Below are 20574 nucleotides of genomic sequence, written 5' to 3'. Positions count from 1 at the left end.
GTGGTGAGCCAGAGGGGCTGCAAGTGCCGCCCGGCAATTTCGGATCACGCCCGCGGCACCGGCCGGCCCCGGTGATTGATCATTCGGCAGGCAGGCTGTGGCAATTTCGGCCCAGCCCGAACGCCTGCGCGCATATCGCTTTTGCACATCGGCCCCGAACACAGTAGACAACGGCAGACATTGCAAAGACGGCACGATGGCACTTCCGGTACTCGACACATCGCTCAGCCCCGAAGACAGGGCGCACATGGCGGAAAACGCGCAGGAGGCCGCCAATTTCCTCAAGGCGATCAGCCACGAGGGGCGGCTCATGATCCTGTGTCACCTCGTCACGGGCGAGAAATCCGTGACCGAGCTGGAACGCCTCCTTTCGGCCCGGCAGGCGGCGGTGTCGCAACAGCTATCCCGCCTGCGGATCGAGGGGCTTGTCGTGCCCCGCCGCGAGGGCAAGACGATCTATTACAGCCTCGCCGACGACCGGCCGAAACGGGTGCTCGAAGTGGTCTATGACCTGTTCTGCGCCAAGGGCGGCTGAACGGGGCAGCCGACCGGGCCGCCAACCACCTTCGCGGCCACGACCCTCTGGCATTCGGCGCCACGATCCGGTTAAACAGGGCGCACGCCACCTCCGCACCGGAACGATGACACCATGAAAATCGCCACCTCCGCCTACCCGCTCGACTTCCACCAGACCTGGGCCGACTACGCCGCCAAGATCGAGACCTGGGTCGCCGACGCCGCCGGCCAGGGCGCCGAGCTGCTGCTTTTCCCCGAATACGGCGCGATGGAACTGGCGACGCTCGCCGGGGCCGAGACCGCCGCCGACCACGAGGGCTGCATGGTCGCCGTTTCCGAACGGATGGAGGACGCCAACAGCCTCCATTCCGAGCTGGCGGCGAAATACAAGGTGCATATAGTCGGCGCCTCCGCCCCGGTCTACGACCCCGATTTCGGCCCCCGCCCGGTCAACCGCGCCTATGTCTTCACCCCCACCGGCGCCACCGCCCACCAGGACAAACAGCTCATGACCCGCTACGAGCGCGAGGCGATGGACGTGATCGGCGGCGGCCCGCTGCACCTCTTCGACACGGCGCTCGGCAAGATCGGCATCCTGATCTGCTACGATTCGGAATTCCCCCTGCTGGGCCGCGCCCTGCACGACGCCGACCTGATCCTCGTGCCCTCCTGCACCGAGGCGCAGGCCGGCTATTCCCGCGTCCGCATCGGCGCCATGGCCCGCGCGCTGGAAACCCAGTGCGTCTCGGCCATGGCCTCTCTCGTGGGCAAGGCCGAGTGGTGCGAGCATGTCGACACCAACGCCGGCATGGGCGGCGTGTTCGGCCCGCCCGACACCGGTTTCCCGCCCACCGGCATCCTGGCCGAGGGCAGCATGAACACCCCCGGCTGGGCCTATGCCGAGGTCGACCCGGCCGCCATCGCCCGTGTCCGCGCCGACGGCAACGTGCTGGGCCGCACCCACTGGGCCGAGCAGGACGGGCGCGACACCTATGTCACGGCCGAACGGCTGCGCTGATAAAAGCCTTGAAATAAACGGCGAATGGGATCATGTAAGCAACGTTCCGCGTTCAGGCGGGGCGATCAACAATGGAGACGTCATGGCCAAGGAAGATACGCTCGAATTTCCCGGTGTCGTGAAGGAACTCCTGCCCAATGCGACATTTCGGGTCGAGCTTGAAAATGGCCATGAAATCATCGCACACACGGCAGGGAAGATGCGCAAGAACCGCATCCGTGTTCTGGCTGGCGACAAGGTGCAGGTCGAGATGACCCCCTACGATCTGACCAAGGGTCGGATCAACTACCGCTTCAAGTAAGCGTCTGAAAACCCGATGAAACTCATCCTCGGATCTGGCAGTCCGCGGCGCCTCGAACTATTGGCGCAGCTCGGGCTGTCACCCGACGACATCCGCCCGCCCGAGATCGACGAGACCCCCCGGACGGGCGAACTGCCCCGCCCCTACTGCGTGCGCATCGCGCGGCAGAAGGCCGCGGCCGTCACCGCCGGGCCGGACGATACTGTCCTCTGCGCCGACACCACCGTCGCCGTCGGCCGCCGCATCCTCGGCAAACCCGCCGACGCGGACGAAGCGGCGGATTTCCTCCGCCTCATGTCGGGCCGTCGCCACAAGGTCATCACCGCCGTCGCCGTGAAACGCGGCGAAAAGCTGTGGGAACGCGACGTCGTCACCGCCGTCCGCATGAAACGCCTCACCGACGACGAGATCGCGGGCTACCTCTCCACCGGCGACTGGCAGGGCAAGGCCGGCGGATACGGCATCCAGGGGCCCGCCGGCGCCCTCATCCCGTGGATCGAAGGCTCCTTCACCGCCGTCGTGGGCCTGCCGCTGGCCGAGACGGCCAATCTCCTGCGCGCCGCCGGGCACCCGATCTGGAAAGGAACACCATGAAAGGCACCGTCATCGCCCTTGGCGCCGTGAATGGCCGCGACGCCGCCGCCCTGATCGAGGACGGCCGCCTCACCGACCTGCTGATCGACAGCGACCGCCCCCGCCCCGGCGCAATCTACCGCGCCCGCGCCGACCGCCCGATGAAGGGCCAGGGCGGCATGTTCCTGAACACCCCCGACGGCCCGGTCTTCCTGCGGCAGGTCAAGGGCCTCTCCCCGGGCGAGCCGATCCTGGTGCAGGTCACCGGCTATGCCGAGCCGGGCAAGGCCGTGCCGGTCTCCTCCAAGCTCCTCTTCAAGAGCCGCTACGCTATCGTCACCCCCGGGGCACCCGGCCTCAACATTTCCCGCCAGATCCGCGACGACGACATCCGCGACAGCCTGCTCGAGATCGCGCACGAGGAAATGAGCGGGGCGCAGATGGGCCTGATCCTGCGCTCCTCCTGCGCCGGCGCCGACCCCGACGCCATCGCCGAGGATATCCGCACCATGGCCGCCATGGCCGAGCAGGTCACCGCCGACCGCGCGGGCGAGCCCGAGAAACTCACCGAGGGCGACGGCCCGCACGAGCTTGCCTGGCGCGACTGGGTTATGGAGGCGACCCTCGCCGACACCCCCGACGCCTTCGAAGATCACGGCGTGCTCGACGCGCTCGACGCGCTGCAATCCCCCCTCGCGCCCCTGCCTGGCGGCGCCTCTTTCTACATCGAACCCACCCGCGCGCTGGTGGCGGTCGACGTCAACACCGGCGGCGACACCTCCCCCGCCGCGGGCCTCAAGGCCAACCTCGCCGCGGCCAAAGACCTGCCCCGCCAGCTCCGCCTCCGGGGCCTCGGCGGCCAGATCACGCTCGACCTCGCGCCGATGGGCAAGAAGGACCGCCGCCAGTTCGAAACCACCCTGCGCGCCGCCTTCCGCCACGACGCCACCGAAACCGCCCTCGCCGGCTGGACCCCGCTCGGCCATTACGAGCTCCAGCGCAAGCGCGACCGGGTGCCGCTCGCCGAGGTGCTCTCATGACCTGCCCGATCTGCTCGAACCCCACCGACAAACGCTATCGGCCCTTCTGCTCGAAACGCTGCGCCGACATCGACCTCGGCAAGTGGATCCGCGGCGATTACGCGGTGCCCTCCGAAGATCCCGAAGACGCCGAACGCGCCCTGGACGAGCTCGACCGCCCCGACGGCAAACCACACTGAATTTGCCGCGAATTCCCTCTGGACACCCTCTCGAACCTCGCCTAGAACGCCTCCACCCGAACGGCCCCGCCGTTCCCCGTGCCCGGGTAGCTCAGGGGTAGAGCAGTGGATTGAAAATCCTCGTGTCGGTGGTTCGATTCCGCCCCCGGGCACCATTATCTCCAAACAGCCTCACCCATCTCCAAGGCAATAGCGATCAGCGTTTGCGAAGACGATGCCGCCGCACAGCTGCGCTGAAACAGAAAGGGAGGCCCGCTTCCCCGCCCCTCAATAAAGCGAGGCCCCCGCATGGCGCGCGTCCCTGTTCACGATGGCCTGGCCGAACAGGTGCATGTACCGGTTTGCGACCACCTCCAGGGAAAACGCCTGTTGCGCCATCTTGCGGGCGTTACCGGAATACGTCTGCCGGCGTGCCGGATCACCCTTGAGCGAAAGCACTTCTTTCACCCAGTGCCTTTCGTCATGAGGCAACAGGCAACCGTTGACGTCGTGCTGAATGATTTCCGCGGGATAGCCTTCGTTCGAGGCAATGACGCACCCGCCACGTCCCAGGATCTCGACCAGCCCCCAGTTCGCGACGCCGTGACGAAGCGGGTAAAGGAACACGTCGATGCCCTGTAGGGTCTTCTCGTACTCGTCATATTTGAGCAGGCCCGCGAAGGTGACCTTGCGCGCCGCTTTCGGGTGAATGCGCCGCAGGTGCTCGGCAAAGGAGACTGTTTCGCCCGGATAGCGTTGTTCGACCCACTGCTTCTCGTATCCGTAGCTCGAGGCGTTTTCGTCGCCGATGACGACGAACTCGATGTCGGCATCCTTCTTCGCGAGGCTATCCGCGATGCTCATGAAGCGGTCGATCCCCTTGGCACTCGAAAGGTCACGCGCGGCGAAGCCGACGGTGAAGGGTTTGTCCTCGCCGGCGACCGCGATCGTCTTCCAGGAGGTCATGTCGAACCCTTCCATCTGGACTTCGACCTTTCCCTGCAGCGCGCTCGGGATCATGCCCTTGGCATGGTGGGACGGGCAGATCACGAGGTCACTTCTGACAACCTGGTAAAGATTGAGCATTTCGCTGTTGTGATCGGTCAGCCGTTGCGAGGGGCTCGGCGGATAGGCCGGGTCCCAGCCATGCGTGCGATAGCTCGGAAATTCGATATAGCTGACGATGGCCGCGCCGGTTTCGCCATACAGCATGTGCGGCGCGCCCCACAGGGAATGACACACCAGGACATCGATCTTCCTTTCCTTCTCGAAATCGCGAATGGCGCTGTGCAGCCCGCGGCTTATCCGGGCTGATCGCTCGACCTTGGCGGAATAGTAGTAGCCTTGGGAGCCGACGATCGCGCCGTCCGGCACGAAGGCCCGCAGGTGAGGACGGTGCCTGTTGTTCCTCTTGCAGTTCCCGGGCGTGGTAAAGAAATACGTCTCGGCCAGGTTCTCCTGTCTCAGGTAATCGCACACCCCGCCGAACTGCCCGGGATACACGGCCCCGACAAAGGCGATAACCGGTTTCGACGTCGAGGTGCGCGCACTCATTTGCCGTCAATCCTTCGAATGGAAATTCCCATACCATTGGATAAAACCATACCAAAGAATAACGGATATATTCGATTTGTCATTGACCCTCTGACACCGGGTGCTCCTGGGGCCGATGGCCCCCACTGCCCCGCATCAAACGCGCAGCCCCTGCGCCGCCTCCGTCACCGTCAGGCAATGCCGCGCCGGGCTTTGCGCCGTCGCCGCCGTCCGATCGCCGGCGCGGGCCAGCCGCTGGCCGACATCGACCCCCGCCGCCGACAGCGCCCGCAGAAGCGTCGGCGTCAGCCGCAGGCTCTCGGTCCAGGTGTTTTCCGCCAGGATCACCTCGTGCTTTTCCATCAGCAGGTGCACGTAACCCACCGGGCCGCCCGTGACCCGGCCGATCCCCGGCAGCCCGGCCAGCGCCCGCGCCTCGACCAGCGCTTCCGGCTCGCCCACGCCACGCAGCAGGTCGGCGTCGGTGCTCAGCATCCGGTGCCCGGGCGAGACCGTCATGTCCCGCTCCGGCTGCCCCGGCCCAAGCGCGCCCGCCCGGATCGTCACCGGCGCCGTCTCGGGCGACAGAGCCGCCCCTGGCACCCGGCGCATCCCGCGCCACACCACTGGCTGAAATCCCCGGTCGCGGGTAAGCAGCATGTCGCCCGGCCGCAGCGTCTCGACCGCCCGCTTGCCGGCCCGCGTCGTCACCATCGTGCCGGGCGTGAAACAGGGCACGACCCGGTCTCCGGGCGTCTCGCCACGCCCTGCCGCACCGGGCCGAAGCGTCCCGGCGAACGGGCCGTCATACCCGTCGCCGATCGCCGGTATCGCCTTTGCACTGGTCACTCGAAACACCCCTTACACCCTGTCCGCCCCGGCCCGTGACCGGGCCTTTGCGACAGGGAACTCGTTCTGCCGGTCACCCTAGCCCGGCTTTGTGGCGGGAATTGGGGATTTCCGGGGATACGTGTTGACATTACGGCGACAATCCTGCCGAAACGGTCAAGAGATGTGGCCACCCCGCCCCCCGCGGGGCCAACCACGACGACGACAGGAGCCGTGCATGGATTTCTCGATCAGGCCCGAGATCAGGACGTTGCTTGACCGCGTGGCCGCCATGGTCCGCGACGAGATCGCCCCGCTCGAGGCCGAGTATCACGCCGAGATCGCCAAGGGCGACCGCTGGGCCTATACCGCCCGACAGGCCGAGATCCTCGAAGGTCTCAAGGCAAAGGCCAGGGAGGCAGGCCTCTGGAACTTCTGGCTCACCGACAGCGCGCGTGGCTTCGGCCTGACCACCGTCGAATACGCCTGCTTCGCCGAGGAGATGGGCAAGACGCCGATGGGCGCCGAGGTGTTCAACTGCAACGCCCCCGACACCGGCAACATGGAGGTGTTCGAGCGCTACGGCACCGACGACATGAAAGACCGCTGGCTCACCCCGCTCCTCGAGGGCGAGATCCGCAGCGCCTACCTCATGACCGAACCGCAGGTCGCCAGCTCCGACGCCACCAACCTCGAGATGTCCTGCGTGCGCGACGGCGACACCTACCTGCTCAACGGCGAGAAATGGTGGGCTTCCGGCGCGGGCGACCCGCGCTGCAAGGTCTATATCGTCATGGTGAAAACCGGCGGCGACGACCTGCCCAGGCACAAGCGCCATTCGATGATCGTGGTCCCCGCCGACACGCCCGGCATCGAGAAACTCCGCCCGATGCAGGTCTACGGCCATGACGACGCGCCCCACGGTCACATGCATATCCGCTTCACCGATGTCCGCGTGCCGGTGGAAAACCTGCTCCTCGGCGAGGGGCGCGGCTTCGAGATCGCCCAGGGCCGCCTCGGGCCGGGCCGCATCCACCACTGCATGCGCGCCATCGGCCAGGCCGAGGCGGCGCTGGAGCTGATGTGCCGCCGCGGCATCGAGCGCGAGGCCTTCGGCAAGCCGCTGGTCCAGCTTGGCGCCAATTACGACATCATCGCCGAGGCCCGAATGGAGATCGAACAGGCCCGCCTGCTCTGCCTCAAGGCCGCCTGGATGATGGACCAGGGCGATGCCCGCGCCGCCGCCCCGTGGATATCCCAGATCAAGGTGGTCGCGCCCCGCGTGGCGCTCAAGGTCGTCGACGAGGCCGTGCAGATGTTCGGCGGCCAGGGCGTCAGCCAGGACGTCCCGCTATCCGCCATGTGGACCCACCTGCGCACCCTGCGCCTTGCCGACGGTCCCGACGCGGTGCACCGCCGCCAGGTGGCCCGGGCCGAGCTGAGGAAATACACGCAGCAGAAGATGTGAGGCGTTCCTGGTGGGCCGAGCCGCGCACGACTAATCCGAACCGAAGCCTTCCCTACTCCACCGCGGTCACTTCCTTCGCCCGCCGCTGCATCCTGACCGGGATCTCCCGCGCCAGCCGCAACAGGTGCGCCATGAACGGCTTGTCGCCGTCATCCTCCCGGATCGCCGCGTAAAGCCGCTTGGTCACGCCCTTTTCCGTCAGCCGCCGGGTGATGTAATCCGAACTGGCCCGCTGCTCCCGCAGTACCCAGTCCGGCAGCACCGCCACCCCACGGTTCGACGCCACCAGCAGCAGTATCACCGCCGTCAGCTCCACCTGCCGCACCGCCCGCGGCTCCACCCGGGCGGGCGTCAGCAACTCGGTGAACACGTCCAGCCGCGTCCGCTCCACCGGGTAGGTGATCAGCGTCTCGCCCCGCAGGTCCTCCGCCTCGATGAAATCCTTCTCCGCCAGCGGATGCTGCGACGAGGCCACGAATACCGGCTCGTAATCGAAAAGCGGCCGGAAGGTGATGCCCTCCATGTCCTCCGGGTCCGACGACACGACAAGATCGACCTCCTCCTTCTGCAGCGCGGGCAGCGCGTCGAAGGCCAGCCCGGGCCGGATATCCACGTCCACGTCCCCCCAGGATTTGCGGAACTGCTCCAGCACCGGGAACAGCCATTCGAAACAGGCATGGCACTCGATGGCGATATGCAACCGCCCGGCGCTGCCCTGCCGCAGCCCCTCGAACTCCGCCTCCAGCGCCTCGATCTCGGGCAGCACCTTCTCGGCCACCCGCAACAGCCGCAGCCCCGCCGCCGAAAGGCGCAAGGGCCTGGACCGCCTGACAAAGAGCTCGACCCCGGCCTGGTCCTCCAACCCCTTGATCTGGTGGCTGAGCGCCGACTGGGTGATGTGCAGAAGCTCCGCCGCCTTGGCCAGCCCGCCCGACTGGTGGATCGCGCGGATCGTCCGCAGATGCCGGAAGTCGATATGCATTATTAGCCAGCCTCATCTAGATCATGAAGTTTATGAAGTTGTCTCACGTTCGCGCAAATGCGACATAAGGGCAAGCAGGCTTTGCAAAGGAATCCGCCCCCATGACCGCCCCGTCCGTCTCTTTCGAGTTCTTCCCGCCCAAGTCGCTCGAGGCCTCCTTCCGCCTCTGGGACACCGTGCAGGCGCTCGCCCCGCTCGACCCGTCCTTCGTGTCGGTCACCTACGGCGCCGGCGGCACCACGCGCGAGCTGACCCGTGACGCGGTGGCGACCCTGCACAAGACCTCCGGCCTCAACGTGGCCGCGCACCTGACCTGCGTCGACGCCAGCCGCGAGGAAACGCTGGCCATCGCCGACACCTTCGCCGAGGCGGGCGTGAACGAGATCGTGGCCCTGCGCGGCGACCCGCCCAAGGGCTCGGGCGGCTTCACCCCGCATCCTGACGGCTTTTCCGACAGCTGCGAGCTGATCTCGGCCCTGGCCGAAACCGGCAAGTTCAAGATCCGCGTCGGCGCCTACCCCGAGAAACACCCCGAGGCCGCCGACCCGGGGGCCGATGTAGACTACCTCAAGCGCAAGTTCGACGCGGGCGCGGACGAGGCGATCACCCAGTTCTTCTTCGAGGCCGACACCTTCTTCCGCTTCCGCGACGCCTGCGACAAGGCCGGCATCACCGCGCCCATCCTGCCCGGCATCCTGCCCATCGAGAACTGGAAGGGCGCCCGCCGCTTCGCCGAATCCTGCGGCACCTCGATCCCGAAATGGCTGGCCGACGCCTTCGAGAAGGCCGAGGCCCATGACGACGGCCGCGCCGACCTGCTGGCCGTTGCCGTGGCGACCGAGCTCTGCAGCAAGCTGATCGACGGCGGCGTCGAGCACCTGCATTTCTACACGCTCAACCGTCCCGACCTCACCCGCGACGTCTGCCACGCGCTTGGCGTCCGCTCGCAGGTCGAACTGCGCGACGTCGCCTGATACCACTCACGACTCTCTGGTCGGGGATCTCCGCCCCCGTCCCTCCGGCCCGGCCTCAGCATCCCAAGCAGGCCGGGCCTTTTTCATGCCGTAGCGTCAGACTTGCCCCGCGTGGCGGGGGCCACATACGCTTGGCCGCAAACGAATGAGGCCCCGCATGTCCGATACCGAACCCCACGTCGCCGAAACCCTCGAAGACCTGCCGGACATGACCGACCTCCTGTCGCGTAGCGGGCTCGAGTTCATGCAGGATATCCTCTCCGGCAAGCTCTCCGGCCCCCCGATCGGCGCCACCATGGGTTTTGAGCTCACCAGCGTCGAAAAGGGCCGCGTGGTCTTTTCGGGGACGCCCGAATTTCATGTCACCAACCCGATGCGCGGCGTCCATGGCGGCTGGTACGGCACCCTTCTCGACAGCTGCATGGCCTGCGCGCTGATGACCATGCTGCAGAAGGGCCAGCATTACACGACGCTCGAATACAAGGTGAACATCACCCGCGCCATTCCGCTGGGCACCCGGGTCGACGGCATCGGACAGGTCAGCCATGCCGGCCGCCGCACCGGCGTCTCCACCGGGGAAATCCGCGGCGCCGAAGACGGCAAGCTCTACGCCACCGCCTCCACCACCTGCCTGATCATGAGCGCAGACGGCTGACACCACCCGCACCCGTCGAGGGGGCGCTGCCCCCCACGTTGAAATTCGTACCGAACTTCAACGTTCCCCCGGGATACTTCCTGCCAGAAGAAGCAGCGCAGGCCCCGCTTCTTCTTGGCCCAAATACTCGAAATCCGCCGATAGCCACCCGCGCCAGCGCCCGAAGTCACTGAGCCGCCGCCACGTGCGCCATCAGGTCCTCCCGCCCCCGCACGCTTTCGTGCAGGCGCTCCGAGGGGTCCTTCCCCACCACCCGGGCGCGGCGCAGCAGGAAGATCTTGCCCCAGCCGCCCCACGACCCGCAGGACGGCGCATCCGGATCGGCCGGGAACCGCGCCTCCCACCCTTCGGGCAGGGCCACGCCGCATTCCTCCAGCTTGCCCATCATCCAGCGGAACGGCACGTTGGCCAGCGGCCTTGCCGCCTCGACCCCGCCAAGCTGGCCGCCGACGTCGCCGTGATTGCCGCGGAACCAGACCTGTTCGACCTTGCCGTCAAACCCCTCCGGCGTCTCCCACAGGACCGGCGAATAGACCTCGCGCGTCTCGTCCAGCGCCAGCGCGTGATACCCGCGCCGGATCGCGGGCCCCAGCCGGTGGTTGTGGAACGCGTGCGCCGGCTCCGACCAGCGCCAGATCACCGGCAACCGCAGGCCCAGCGCCTTCACCGTGTCCCAGACCCCGATCATCTCGATCTCCACCGCCTCGTGGCAATAGGCCTCGACAAAGGCCCGCTCGGCCGCGGTCTCGCCCCCCGCCTGGTAATGGCGATAGGCGGTCATGATGTTCCGCTCGGTCGCGTCCTGCGCCTTCAGAAGACCCACCTGGTCGATGATCCCCGCCAGCGACCGCACGGCATAGGCCCCCCGCGAATAGCCCATCAGGATGATCCGGTCGCCGGCGCGATAGCGGCTGGCAAGATAGCCATAGGCCCGCCGGATCTGCCGGTTGATCCCCCGGCCCAGGATCACGTCGCCCGTGGTGCTCCAGTCCTGCCACTGCACGCCGGCCTCGTAATAGAGCGACAGACGCGCCCCGCGCAACTCGCTCAGCAGGCGATAGGCCAGCCCCGCGTTGCTTTCGTGCCCCTTGTCCAGCGTCGACATGGTCCCGTCGAGGATGATCACATGGGTGACCTGCCCCCGCGTGCCCTCGTACCGGCTCTGCCCGTGGCGCAGGCCCGGGCGGAACAGGCCATATAGCCTCTCAACCCACCGGCGCCATTGCATCGTTCAGCATGTCCCATACGCGCGACGGCGTGAACGGCATGTCGGCCTGCCGCACCCCCCGTTGCCACAGCGCGTCGGCCACGGCATTCGCCGTCGCCGCCATCGCCCCCACCGTGCCGGCCTCGCCACAGCCCTTCATGCCCATTACGTTCGCCGTCGAGGGCACCGGTTCCGAGGTAAAGCCGATCATCGGCACATCATCGGCCCGTGGCATGGCATAGTCCATGAAACTCCCGGTCAGAAGCTGGCCATCCTCGTCATAGCCCACATGCTCCCACAGCGCCTGGCCGATGCCCTGCACGCTGCCGCCATGTACCTGACCTTCGGCCAGCATCGGGTTGATCAGGTTGCCGAAATCGTCGACCACCGTGTAGCGCTCCAGCGTCACGTGCCCCGTCTCGGGGTCCACCTCCACCTCGGCCACGTGCGCGCCGTTGGGATAGGACCGGCCCGGAAGCGTCGCCGTCTCCTCGTGCACCAGCAGGTCTGTCCGCCCGTCCGCCCGCGCCATCTCGGCAGCTTCCACGAAGGTCGGCGTCACGTTCGAGCCCGGCGCGCGGAAGGTCTCGTCGTCGAAACTCACATCCTCCGCCGCCACGCCCATCTTCTCGGCCAGGTAGGGCGTGAACGCCTCCACCATCTTTCCCACCGTCGCCAGCGTCGCGTTGTTCTGCGTCGTCACCGAGCGCGAGCCGCCCGTGCCGCCGCCCTTCTCGATCCGGTCGCTGTCGCCCTGCACCACGCGGATCTGCTCCACCGGAATCCCCGTCTGGTCCGACAGGAACCGGGCATAGGCCGTCTCGTGCCCCTGCCCGTTCGACTGCGTGCCTACGTAGATCGACACCGTGCCATCCTCGTGAAACTCCACCTTCGCGGTCTCGGTCGGATTGCCGAGGATCGCCTCGATATAATAGCACAGCCCCATGCCGCGCAGCTTGCCCTTGCCTTCACTCTCCGCCTTCCGCGCCGCGAACCCGTCGCGATCCGCCTGCGCCTCGACCCGGTCGAGCAGCCGCGCGAACTCGCCCACATCATAGGTCTCGCCGGTAAAGGAAGTATAAGGAAACTGCTCCGGCCTGATGAAGTTCCGCCGGTGAAGCTCCCACGTATCCACGCCAAGCTCCCGCGCCGCCCGGTCCATCGCCCGCTCCAGCGCATAGATCGCCTCGGGCCGCCCGGCCCCGCGATAGGCATCGACCTGCGTGGTGTTGGTATAGAACCCCTCGACATGCTGGTACGCGGTCTGGATGTCGTAGACCCCGGTCAACACCTTGGAAAACAGCACCGTCTGGATCGGCTGGTTCAGCCCGCTGTTATACGCCCCCATGTTGCAGCGCGTCTCGACCCGGTAGGCGGTGATCCTCAGATCCTCGTCGAACGCCAGCGTCAGGTCATGCTCCAGGTCGCGCCCCGCATTGTCGGCCAGCATCGTTTCCGACCGGTCGGCATACCAGCGCACCGGGCGCTCCAGCATCCTTGCCGCCTGCCCCACGAGATAGGTCTCGGGATAATCCGGCGCCTTGGTGCCGAACCCACCGCCCACATCCGGGATGGTCACGCGAATCTCCTCGGGCTCGATCCCATAGATCTTCGCCCCGTTTCGCTTGGTGTTCCACACGCCCTGCCCACCGAATGACAGGTGCAGGCGCCCGTCCTCCATGGCGGCCCACGCCCCGCGCGGCTCCATCGGGTTCGAGATGATGCGGTTGTCGCCCACCGACAGCCGCACCACGTGCGCGGCCTCGGCAATGGCCTTCTCCGTGCCCTCTTCATCGCCCAGCGCCCAGTCGAACGCCCGGTTCTCCGGCACGTCCTCGTGCAGCAGCTCGCCGCCGGGGGCCAGCGCCATGTGCACCGGCAAATCCTCGTAATCGACCTCGATCAGCTCGGCGGCATCCCGCGCCTCCTGCAGGCTGTCGGCCACGACCATCGCCACCGCCTCGCCCACGAACCGCACCCGCCCCTCGGCCAGAAGCGGCCGGCGCGGGGCGGCGCCCTTGCTGCCGTCGCGGTTCTCCACCGTCACGGCGGCCAGCCCCTCGGTCACGCCCGCGTCGCGCAGCCCCTCGCCATCCAGCACGAGGTGCACGCCCGGCGCCTCCTTCGCGGCTTCAAGGTCGATCGACGCAATCGTCGCATGCGCCATGGGCGAGCGCAGGAAATAGACGCGCAGCGCCTCTTCCGGCGGGGTATCGTCGAGATACCGGCCATGGCCGGTCAGGAAACGCGCATCTTCGAGGCGGGAGGCCGGTTGGCTCTTGCCGAATTTCTGCATGGGTCAGCGGGGTCCTCTGGCCTGTGTCGGAATGTGCCCGACCCTAGCCCTTGGGCGCCGAGTGTCCAGACCCGATCAGGCCAATGCCGCCACCGTGACCGCCTCGCCGGGGCCGTAGCCGTTGAACCGCGTGGCGATGGCGCTCGAATAGGCACCCATGCCGTCGAACAGCACGTAATCGCCCTCCGCCATCTCGCCGGGCAACGCCACCGGCGCCGGCAACCGGTCGAGACTGTCGCAGGTCGGCCCGAACACCACCCGTTCGACCGCCTTGCCGCCGCGCGGCGTGCCATCCGGGCCGATCACCCGGATGCGGTCGCCCATGCCGATGTCGCGCGCCTCGAACAGCCCGCCGTACAACCCGTCATTGAGGAACACCGCCCCGCAGCCGCGCAACGCCTTCACCCGGGTCGCCAGCGTGAACGCCTCGGCCACCATCGCCCGGCCCGGCTCGCACACCAGCCCCGGCGCGTCCTCTCCGAACGCGCTGCGGGTCACCTCCCCGATATGCCCGAAAATCGCCTCCAGATCCGGCGCCACCCCGCTGCGGTGCGAGGCGAACCCGCCGCCCACGTTCAGCCGCGCGATCCGCACGCCGGCGGCCCGTGCCACTTCCGCCGCCGCCGCGATATAGGCGCCCCACGCCGCAGGGTCGGCGCATTGGGTGCCCGGATGAAAGGTCATCGCCGGCACGAACCCCATCGCCGCCACCTCTCGCAACAGCGCCGCCGCCTTCTCCGGCCCCGCCCCGAACTTCTCGCCGAAATCATAGGCCGCCCCGCTCACCGGCAATGCCAGCCGTACCGCCACCTCCGTCTCCCTTGGCAGCGGGTCCAGCTTCGCCAGCTCCCCGAAACAATCGACCGAGCAGGACGCCACGCCCATCGCGCGGGCCATGCCGACCTCCTCCACCGACCGCACCGGGTTGTTGTAATGCAGCACCGCGTCGGGGCAGACGGCGCGCACCGCGTACATCTCCCGCGGGCTCGCCACGTCGAAGGCGCGCATGCCGCACGCCGCGAGGTTCGCCAGAACCTCCTCCCCCGCATTGGCCTTGACCGCGTAGGTCACGAGCCCCGGAAAACCGTCGCGAAACCGCCTCGCCGTCGCCTGCAACACCGATGGGGAAAAATAGAACTGCGCCATGTCCGGCCCGTGCCGCGCGATATGGCTGGCCGGGTCGGCCCAGGTCGGGGTTTCTCTCATGTCACTGCCTCGCGTCCCGTTTCTTTCCAGTCTGCGCGCAATTCTCGTCGATTTCATCAGGCGGATCGTATAAAATGTCGAAAATTGCCGACATATCGCCGAAATCACCATGCAAATCGACAAGCTCGACCACGCCCTCCTCGCCCTGCTCCGCGAAAACGCCCGCATGCCCGTGGCGGGGCTCGCCCGCCGCCTGGGCCTGGCCCGCACCACCGTGCAGGCCCGCCTCGACCGGCTCGAGGAGACGGGCACCATCGCCGGCTACACCGTGCGGGTGACAGACGCCCTCCGCGCCCCGATCCGCGCCACGGCCCTGGTCAGCATCGAGCCGCGCAGCGCGCCCACCGTCCTCGCCCGGCTCGAGTCGCTGCCGGGGGTGCGCACCGTCCACACCACGTCCGGCCGCGTCGACCTGATCGTCGGGCTCGAGGCCGCCACCACCGAGGAGCTCGACGACACGCTCGACCGCATCGGCGAGGCGAAGGGGGTCAGAAGTTCAGAAAGCCTGATCCACCTGTCGACACGGATCGACCGGCGCAGCTAGGCAGCCTCAGCTGCCGTAAACCCGGCCCCAGCGCTCCAGCAGCGTCTGCTGCAGGTTCTTCGACCGGGCGTTCCACGTCGCCGCCCCCTCGGGCCGCGATTCCGAGCCCTTGTCGAACCCGGCCCGCAGCTCGGGATCGGCGGTGAAGATCGCGAAGGCCAGCTCCCGCCCGTCCGGCGCGGTCACGTACCCCGCCAGCGAACTGACGAAATACAGCGTGCCGGTCTTCGCCACCACCTTGACCGGATGGGCGGCGTTGACCTGCCCGTTGGCCGCGTGCAGCGGGAATTCCTTGAGAATTGGCTTCAGCAGCCCGTCCTTGTGGACCTTCGCAAGCGCCTGCGCCAGCGCGGCAGCCCGCAGGCGCGAGGTCTCGCCCAGCCCCGAATGATCGACCAGCTTGGCGCCCGGCATCGTCAGGTAGGTCTGCGCCCAGCGGCTCATTTCCTCGGCCGACTCCTTCATCGCCACCGGCCGGCCCAGTCGCTTGGCGCTGGCGGTCATCCCGCACAGCTCGGCGGTCAGGTTGTTGGAATATTTCAACATCCCCCGCAGCACCTCGTCCAGCGGCTCGCTCCGGTGCGTGACCAGAACGTCGCCCTTCGGCGCGGCCCCGGGCGGGGGGGCCGCCTCGAGCTTGATGCCGTGCGAGCGCGCGAAGGTGGCGAACACCTCGGCGGCATAGGCCTCGGGCTTGCGCACCGGAAGCCACCTCGCCCCGCCACCGCCCAGCGCGCCCTTGGCCACCGTCCAGGCATCGTGATCGCCCATGTCGGCATAGGTATAGACCGGCGCACTGCGCGCGGCGACCTGCATCCGCGCGACGCGCACGTCGGGGCGGTACTTGCCCGAACGTGCATCCATCGTCACGGTGTAATCCCCGCCCGCGCGCTTCCACTCGAAATGCACCCGGTTGTGGTTCAGGTTCAGCCCCGACACCGACGGGTTGTAGCCGACCTCCTCGGGCTGGCTCGGGTCGATCACCCGCTCGAAGGGCAGCGCGCCGCCCCAGACCCGGAACTTGCCCTTCACCTCGCGCACCCCGGCGGCCTTCAGCTTCGCGGCCATGCCGGCCAGCTGGTCGGTGTCGAGCATCGGGTCGCCCCCGCCGGCCAGCACCAGGTCGCCCTGCACCACGCCGTCCTTCACCCCGCCCCCGGCCAGGAGCCGCGTCTCGAAGCGATAGTCCGGCCCCAGCACGTCGAGCGCATAAAGCGCGGTCACCGCCTTGGTCACGCTCGCCGGCGGCTGCCCGGTGAAGCCGTCATGCGCCTCCAGCACCGCGCCCGTCTTCACGTCGACCACCGAGAAACTCACCACCCCGGTCAGCCGCGATTCGGCGATCAGCTCCTCGGGCGTGGCCAGCCTCTTGGGCGCGGCCGGCGCCGGCCGTGCCCTCGGGCGCAGGGAAACCTCGGGCGCCTCGGCCCAACTCAGGCCGGCGAGCCCGCCAAGGGCCCCACCCAGAAAGAACCGTCTCGAAACACGTTTTAACATATGGTCAATTATGCCAAACTCTGCCGCGCGTACAATCCGCTACCACGCTCACGTTACCGTCAATTGTTGCCACTGCGGCGCCAATCCCCGGCCTTGCGAAGCTCGGTCGACGAAATCCCGCGCATCGGCACGTTCACGAAGCACCACGCCGGCGCGTCCGCACGGGCAAGACACCGGCTCTGCGCCCCTTTCAGACGCGCGAACCGATAGACCCGCGCCGCCTTCGACACCCGCGCGGATATCCGCTGACCGGGCCGCGCCAGCACCCCCAGCGGCACCCGGCCGACGATATCCTCCCAGTCCTGCCACTGGTCGAGCTGGGCCAGGTTGTCGGCCCCCATCAGCCAGACGTAGCGCAGCTCGGGCCGCGCCGCCTGCAAGACGCACAGCGTCTCGGCGGTGAAGCGCGTGCCCGCCTGCGCCTCGAAATCCGAAACATGCATCCGCGGATGGTCGAGAATCGCCCGGCAGGCGGCCATCCGTTCCTCCAGCGGCGCGGGGCCGCGCTCCTTCAGCGGGTTGCCGGGGCTCACCAGCCACCAGACCTGGTCCAGCCCGAACCGGCGCAGCGCCTCGCGGCTGATATGCACATGGCCCGCATGCGGCGGGTCGAAGGACCCGCCCAGAAGGCCGATCGCCTGTCCGGCGCGTGTATGTGGCAGCGCATATCGCATCGCGCCTTTCTGACCGCAGCGGCACCCGGGTGTCCAGCGGTTTCGTGCCGTCGCCCCGCCTGCGCCCGGGGCCGGCCGGGGGAGCCTCCGGCGGGGATATTTAGGGCCAGAAGAAGCCGGGGCGCGCGCACGGCCCGCGAATGGGCCGCAAGAGCATTTGAATTCGCCGCGCGGCCCGGTTACATGGGCGCCAACCTCAGAGTTTCAGGAAGAGAGCCCCAATGGCGCAGAAATTCGTCTACCATATGCAAGGCGTGTCCAAGGCCTATCCCGGCGGCAAGAAATGCTTCGAGAACATACATCTCAGCTTTCTGCCCGGCGTGAAGATCGGCGTGGTCGGCCCCAACGGCGCCGGGAAATCGACGCTGATGAAGATCATGGCCGGGCTCGACACCGAGTTCCAGGGCGAGGCCTGGGCGGCGGACGGCATCCGCGTGGGCTACCTCCCGCAGGAGCCGCAGCTCGACGAGACCCTCACCGTGCGCGAGAACGTCATGCAGGCGGTGGCCCCCCAGCGCGCCAAGCTCGAACGGTTCAACGAGCTGGCGATGAACTATTCCGACGACACCGCCGACGAGATGGCGGCGCTGCAGGACGAGATCGACAGCGCCAACCTCTGGGATCTCGACGCCCAGATCGACGTGTCGATGGAGGCGCTGCGCTGCCCGCCCGACGAGGCCAGCGTCAGCTCTCTCTCGGGCGGCGAGCGGCGCCGCGTCGCGCTCTGTAAGCTGCTGCTCGAGGCGCCCGACATGCTGCTCCTCGACGAGCCCACCAACCACCTCGACGCCGAGACGATCGCCTGGCTCCAGCAGCACCTGATCGACTACAAGGGCACCATCCTGATCGTCACCCACGACCGGTATTTCCTCGACGACATCACCGGCTGGATCCTCGAGCTCGACCGCGGACGCGGCATCCCCTATGAGGGCAACTACTCAGCCTGGCTCGAGCAGAAGGCCAAGCGACTGGCGCAGGAGGCGCGCGAGGACAAGTCGCGCCAGAAGACGCTCGAGCGCGAGCTGGAATGGATGCGCCAGGGCCAGAAGGCCCGGCAGGCCAAGCAGAAGGCCCGAATCAACGCCTATAACGAGCTCGCCAGCCAGTCCGAGCGCGAGAAGGTCGGCAAGGCCCAGATCGTCATCCCCAACGGCCCGCGCCTCGGCGCGAAGGTGATCGAGATCGAGGGGCTGAAGAAGCACATGGGCGACAAGCTCCTGATCGAGAACCTCTCCTTCTCGCTGCCCCCCGGCGGCATCGTCGGCGTGATCGGCCCCAACGGCGCCGGCAAGTCGACGCTGTTCAAGATGCTCACCGGGCAGGAGCAGCCCGACGCCGGCACCATCGAGTATGGCGACACGGTCGAGATGTCCTATGTCGACCAGTCGCGCGACGATCTCAAGGATGGCGACACGGTGTGGGAGGCGATCACCGGCGGCGCCGAGGTGATCGAGCTGGGCGACGCGCAGATGAACTCCCGCGCCTATTGCTCGGCCTTCAACTTCAAGGGCGGCGACCAGCAGAAGAAGGTCTCGCTCCTGTCGGGGGGCGAGCGCAACCGGGTGCACATGGCGCGCCTGCTTAAATCCGGCGGCAACGTGCTGCTGCTCGACGAGCCCACCAACGACCTCGACGTCGAAACCCTGCGCGCGCTGGAAGACGCGCTGGTGGATTTCGCCGGCTGCGCCGTGGTCATCTCGCACGACCGCTTCTTCCTCGACCGGATCTGCACCCATATCCTCGCCTTCGAAGGCGAGGCGCACGTGGAATGGTTCGAGGGCAACTTCGAGGATTACGAGGAAGACAAGAAGCGCCGGCTGGGCCCGGACGCGCTGGAGCCCAAGCGGATCAAGCACAAGAAGTTCGCGCGGTAGGGGCCTGAAGGTCGGCAGCGAGTCCGCATGTAGGCCGGGCTTTCGCCCGGCACGCCGCGGATTTTTTGCGGGCGGTAGCCGGGCTAAAGCCCGGCCTACGGCCACCGCATCCGGTTCGGCTTGTCGCGCGTAGTGCCTTTTGCGCCGTGGGCTACGCCTCGCACCACAATTGCGCCACGCGCCGCACCTACGCGCCGCCTCGCGCCTGCGCCTCACACAACGCCCGCACCTCGTACCACGCCTGCGCTCTGCGCCGCGCCAGCGCCCGTGCTACGCCTCCGGCGCGCCCAAGCGCCCGCCAACCCGGTTCTGCCCGGCCCTATGCGCGCCGCGCGCCCGGTACCTGCGCCCCGGTCCATTCCGGCTCGACCATCCCCAGCCGCACATCCCGGTGGATCGACGAGTACGGCCAGTCCACCGCCCGCTCCACCAGCCCGTGCTTCACCGGGTTGCCCCAGCAATACCGCACCAGCCGCGCATACTCGTCGAGGTCGCGCACGTGGTGTTCCCAGAACCGCCGCTGCCAGAGCGCGCCTTCGCGCTTGTCTGCCCGCAGGCCGGGCTTCAGCCCGGCATACCGCCCCGACCGGACCACCGGTAACTCCGCCGGCAATCGCAGCGGACCGGCATCCGGCCCAGCACCTGGCCCTGCCTCCGGCCCTCTCTCTGGCCCGGCATCCGCGCCAGCCTCCGTTCCGCCAGCCTCCGTCCCGCGCGCCGCCGCGTTCAAACTCCGCGTGAACCGCGCCTTGATCGCGCCCCACCGCGTGGAGAAATCCGAATCCCCCGGCGGCAGGGTCCACACCGCGTGAAGGTGATCCGGCAACACCACCCACGCGTCGATATGAAACGGCCTCTCTTCCCTCACCCGCCGAACGGCGGCGCGCAAGCGCAGGATCTCTTCCGTCAGCAGGCGGCTGCCACACTCGGCCAGACAGACGGTAAAGAACACCGACGCGCCGCCGCGGCGGGGACGTATGTAATTCGACATGCCCCAGCCTGACCGATTCCGGTTAAAAAACCGTTCACGCCCGCCGGAAACCGCCCCGGCCGCCCATCGCACCGACGCGATACCGACAAAATACCGACGTGATACCGACGTCGGTTCCCGGCACATTCCAGACCCCGAAAACCCCGCCACCGCGCCAATTCCGGCGGATTTCCACGGCACACTCCCCCGCCGAGGAGACCCGCCATGCACCAGAACCGGACACCGAAATGGAGCCAGCC

The 20574-nt window shown here is 67.8% G+C and carries 20 protein-coding genes and 1 tRNA gene; 12 read left to right on the top strand and 9 right to left on the bottom strand.

The window, feature by feature from the left end; genetic code table 11:
• The first annotated feature begins 196 nt into the window (after positions 1–196).
• From QUV18_RS19625 to QUV18_RS19595, 7 genes are all read left to right on the top strand, one after another.
• Positions 197–535, top strand: coding sequence for a metalloregulator ArsR/SmtB family transcription factor (locus QUV18_RS19625; protein WP_300895787.1), 339 nt, complete (start codon positions 197–199; stop codon positions 533–535).
• A 114-nt stretch (positions 536–649) separates the two neighbouring features.
• Positions 650–1534: a carbon-nitrogen hydrolase family protein gene (locus QUV18_RS19620; protein ID WP_300895786.1), complete on the top strand. Its 885-nt coding sequence runs from the start codon at positions 650–652 to the stop codon at positions 1532–1534.
• A gap of 82 nt (positions 1535–1616) precedes the next feature.
• Positions 1617–1835, top strand: a complete 219-nt coding sequence (gene infA / locus QUV18_RS19615; RefSeq protein WP_005978431.1) for a translation initiation factor IF-1 — start codon at positions 1617–1619, stop codon at positions 1833–1835.
• Between the two features lie 15 nt (positions 1836–1850).
• A complete protein-coding gene (locus tag QUV18_RS19610; RefSeq protein ID WP_300895785.1) occupies positions 1851–2429 on the top strand; it encodes a Maf family protein in 579 nt (192 codons plus the stop codon).
• Positions 2426–3448 (top strand): ribonuclease E/G, encoded by a 1023-nt coding sequence (locus QUV18_RS19605; RefSeq protein ID WP_300895784.1) that lies wholly within the window; start codon positions 2426–2428, stop codon positions 3446–3448. The genes QUV18_RS19610 and QUV18_RS19605 overlap by 4 nt, the downstream gene beginning before the upstream one ends.
• Positions 3445–3627 (top strand): DNA gyrase inhibitor YacG, encoded by a 183-nt coding sequence (gene yacG / locus QUV18_RS19600; protein ID WP_300895783.1) that lies wholly within the window; start codon positions 3445–3447, stop codon positions 3625–3627. Before QUV18_RS19605 ends, yacG begins: the two co-directional genes overlap by 4 nt.
• Before the next feature lie 80 nt (positions 3628–3707).
• Positions 3708–3782: transfer RNA gene (locus tag QUV18_RS19595), tRNA-Phe, on the top strand.
• Positions 3783–3894: 112 nt separating this feature from the next.
• Here QUV18_RS19595 and QUV18_RS19590 read toward each other — a convergent pair.
• Positions 3895–5160: a glycosyltransferase gene (locus QUV18_RS19590; RefSeq protein ID WP_300895782.1), complete on the bottom strand. Its 1266-nt coding sequence runs from the start codon at positions 5158–5160 to the stop codon at positions 3895–3897.
• A gap of 135 nt (positions 5161–5295) precedes the next feature.
• Positions 5296–5988, bottom strand: coding sequence for a Hint domain-containing protein (locus tag QUV18_RS19585; protein ID WP_300895781.1), 693 nt, complete (start codon positions 5986–5988; stop codon positions 5296–5298).
• A 217-nt stretch (positions 5989–6205) separates the two neighbouring features.
• Here QUV18_RS19585 and QUV18_RS19580 point away from each other — a divergent pair, with 217 nt between their 5' ends.
• Positions 6206–7435 (top strand): acyl-CoA dehydrogenase family protein, encoded by a 1230-nt coding sequence (locus tag QUV18_RS19580; protein ID WP_300895780.1) that lies wholly within the window; start codon positions 6206–6208, stop codon positions 7433–7435.
• A gap of 52 nt (positions 7436–7487) precedes the next feature.
• On the opposite strand, the gene QUV18_RS19575 is transcribed toward QUV18_RS19580, so the two are convergent.
• Positions 7488–8417 (bottom strand): LysR family transcriptional regulator, encoded by a 930-nt coding sequence (locus QUV18_RS19575; RefSeq protein ID WP_300895779.1) that lies wholly within the window; start codon positions 8415–8417, stop codon positions 7488–7490.
• A gap of 101 nt (positions 8418–8518) precedes the next feature.
• Here QUV18_RS19575 and metF point away from each other — a divergent pair, with 101 nt between their 5' ends.
• Both metF and QUV18_RS19565 read left to right on the top strand, forming a co-directional pair.
• Complete coding sequence (gene metF / locus QUV18_RS19570) at positions 8519–9391, top strand: methylenetetrahydrofolate reductase [NAD(P)H] (protein WP_300895778.1); 873 nt, start codon at positions 8519–8521, stop codon at positions 9389–9391.
• A 157-nt stretch (positions 9392–9548) separates the two neighbouring features.
• Positions 9549–10046, top strand: a complete 498-nt coding sequence (locus QUV18_RS19565) for a PaaI family thioesterase (protein WP_300895777.1) — start codon at positions 9549–9551, stop codon at positions 10044–10046.
• A gap of 166 nt (positions 10047–10212) precedes the next feature.
• On the opposite strand, the gene QUV18_RS19560 is transcribed toward QUV18_RS19565, so the two are convergent.
• The 3 genes from QUV18_RS19560 to QUV18_RS19550 form a co-directional block, all read right to left on the bottom strand.
• On the bottom strand, positions 10213–11274 hold the full coding sequence (locus QUV18_RS19560) for a DUF2235 domain-containing protein (protein WP_300895776.1): 1062 nt from the start codon (positions 11272–11274) through the stop codon (positions 10213–10215).
• A complete protein-coding gene (locus QUV18_RS19555) occupies positions 11252–13549 on the bottom strand; it encodes a xanthine dehydrogenase family protein molybdopterin-binding subunit (RefSeq protein ID WP_300895775.1) in 2298 nt (765 codons plus the stop codon). The genes QUV18_RS19560 and QUV18_RS19555 overlap by 23 nt, the downstream gene beginning before the upstream one ends.
• Before the next feature lie 75 nt (positions 13550–13624).
• Positions 13625–14755, bottom strand: coding sequence for a type III PLP-dependent enzyme (locus QUV18_RS19550; RefSeq protein WP_300895774.1), 1131 nt, complete (start codon positions 14753–14755; stop codon positions 13625–13627).
• Positions 14756–14864: 109 nt separating this feature from the next.
• Here QUV18_RS19550 and QUV18_RS19545 point away from each other — a divergent pair, with 109 nt between their 5' ends.
• Entirely contained in the window at positions 14865–15299 is a 435-nt protein-coding gene (locus QUV18_RS19545) for an Lrp/AsnC family transcriptional regulator (protein WP_300895773.1), read from the top strand.
• 6 nt (positions 15300–15305) lie between these two features.
• Here QUV18_RS19545 and dacB read toward each other — a convergent pair whose 3' ends face one another.
• Together dacB and QUV18_RS19535 are read right to left on the bottom strand one after the other, a co-directional pair.
• On the bottom strand, positions 15306–16796 hold the full coding sequence (gene dacB / locus QUV18_RS19540; RefSeq protein WP_300895772.1) for a D-alanyl-D-alanine carboxypeptidase/D-alanyl-D-alanine-endopeptidase: 1491 nt from the start codon (positions 16794–16796) through the stop codon (positions 15306–15308).
• Positions 16797–16855: 59 nt separating this feature from the next.
• Positions 16856–17470, bottom strand: a complete 615-nt coding sequence (locus tag QUV18_RS19535) for a nicotinate-nucleotide adenylyltransferase (protein ID WP_300895771.1) — start codon at positions 17468–17470, stop codon at positions 16856–16858.
• 221 nt (positions 17471–17691) lie between these two features.
• Here QUV18_RS19535 and ettA point away from each other — a divergent pair, with 221 nt between their 5' ends.
• Positions 17692–19344: an energy-dependent translational throttle protein EttA gene (gene ettA, locus QUV18_RS19530; protein WP_300895770.1), complete on the top strand. Its 1653-nt coding sequence runs from the start codon at positions 17692–17694 to the stop codon at positions 19342–19344.
• A 319-nt stretch (positions 19345–19663) separates the two neighbouring features.
• Here the strand turns inward: ettA and QUV18_RS19525 are convergent, their stop codons facing one another.
• Entirely contained in the window at positions 19664–20335 is a 672-nt protein-coding gene (locus tag QUV18_RS19525; protein ID WP_300895769.1) for a transposase, read from the bottom strand.
• Positions 20336–20574 lie beyond the last annotated feature (239 nt).

The sequence above is a fragment of the Roseovarius sp. genome (assembly GCF_030373445.1).
Classification (GTDB): Bacteria; Pseudomonadota; Alphaproteobacteria; order Rhodobacterales; family Rhodobacteraceae; genus Roseovarius.
The sequence above is the reverse complement of the archived record's forward strand: the minus strand, read 5'-3'. Positions and strand labels throughout refer to the sequence as shown.

Bases quoted from the DNA above. Each gene is read 5' to 3' on its own strand.
- QUV18_RS19560 (WP_300895776.1), bottom strand. From the start codon at position 11,274: ATGCAATGGCGCCGGTGGGTTGAGAGGCTATATGGCCTGTTCCGCCCG.
- QUV18_RS19550 (WP_300895774.1), bottom strand. From the start codon at position 14,755: ATGAGAGAAACCCCGACCTGGGCCGACCCGGCCAGCCATATCGCGCGG.
- QUV18_RS19555 (WP_300895775.1), bottom strand. From the start codon at position 13,549: ATGCAGAAATTCGGCAAGAGCCAACCGGCCTCCCGCCTCGAAGATGCG.
- QUV18_RS19535 (WP_300895771.1), bottom strand. From the start codon at position 17,470: ATGCGATATGCGCTGCCACATACACGCGCCGGACAGGCGATCGGCCTT.
- dacB (WP_300895772.1), bottom strand. From the start codon at position 16,796: ATGTTAAAACGTGTTTCGAGACGGTTCTTTCTGGGTGGGGCCCTTGGC.
- QUV18_RS19575 (WP_300895779.1), bottom strand. From the start codon at position 8,417: ATGCATATCGACTTCCGGCATCTGCGGACGATCCGCGCGATCCACCAG.
- ettA (WP_300895770.1), top strand. From the start codon at position 17,692: ATGGCGCAGAAATTCGTCTACCATATGCAAGGCGTGTCCAAGGCCTAT.
- QUV18_RS19525 (WP_300895769.1), bottom strand. From the start codon at position 20,335: ATGTCGAATTACATACGTCCCCGCCGCGGCGGCGCGTCGGTGTTCTTT.
- QUV18_RS19590 (WP_300895782.1), bottom strand. From the start codon at position 5,160: ATGAGTGCGCGCACCTCGACGTCGAAACCGGTTATCGCCTTTGTCGGG.
- QUV18_RS19580 (WP_300895780.1), top strand. From the start codon at position 6,206: ATGGATTTCTCGATCAGGCCCGAGATCAGGACGTTGCTTGACCGCGTG.
- QUV18_RS19605 (WP_300895784.1), top strand. From the start codon at position 2,426: ATGAAAGGCACCGTCATCGCCCTTGGCGCCGTGAATGGCCGCGACGCC.
- QUV18_RS19545 (WP_300895773.1), top strand. From the start codon at position 14,865: ATGCAAATCGACAAGCTCGACCACGCCCTCCTCGCCCTGCTCCGCGAA.
- yacG (WP_300895783.1), top strand. From the start codon at position 3,445: ATGACCTGCCCGATCTGCTCGAACCCCACCGACAAACGCTATCGGCCC.
- infA (WP_005978431.1), top strand. From the start codon at position 1,617: ATGGCCAAGGAAGATACGCTCGAATTTCCCGGTGTCGTGAAGGAACTC.
- QUV18_RS19565 (WP_300895777.1), top strand. From the start codon at position 9,549: ATGTCCGATACCGAACCCCACGTCGCCGAAACCCTCGAAGACCTGCCG.
- metF (WP_300895778.1), top strand. From the start codon at position 8,519: ATGACCGCCCCGTCCGTCTCTTTCGAGTTCTTCCCGCCCAAGTCGCTC.
- QUV18_RS19625 (WP_300895787.1), top strand. From the start codon at position 197: ATGGCACTTCCGGTACTCGACACATCGCTCAGCCCCGAAGACAGGGCG.
- QUV18_RS19610 (WP_300895785.1), top strand. From the start codon at position 1,851: ATGAAACTCATCCTCGGATCTGGCAGTCCGCGGCGCCTCGAACTATTG.
- QUV18_RS19620 (WP_300895786.1), top strand. From the start codon at position 650: ATGAAAATCGCCACCTCCGCCTACCCGCTCGACTTCCACCAGACCTGG.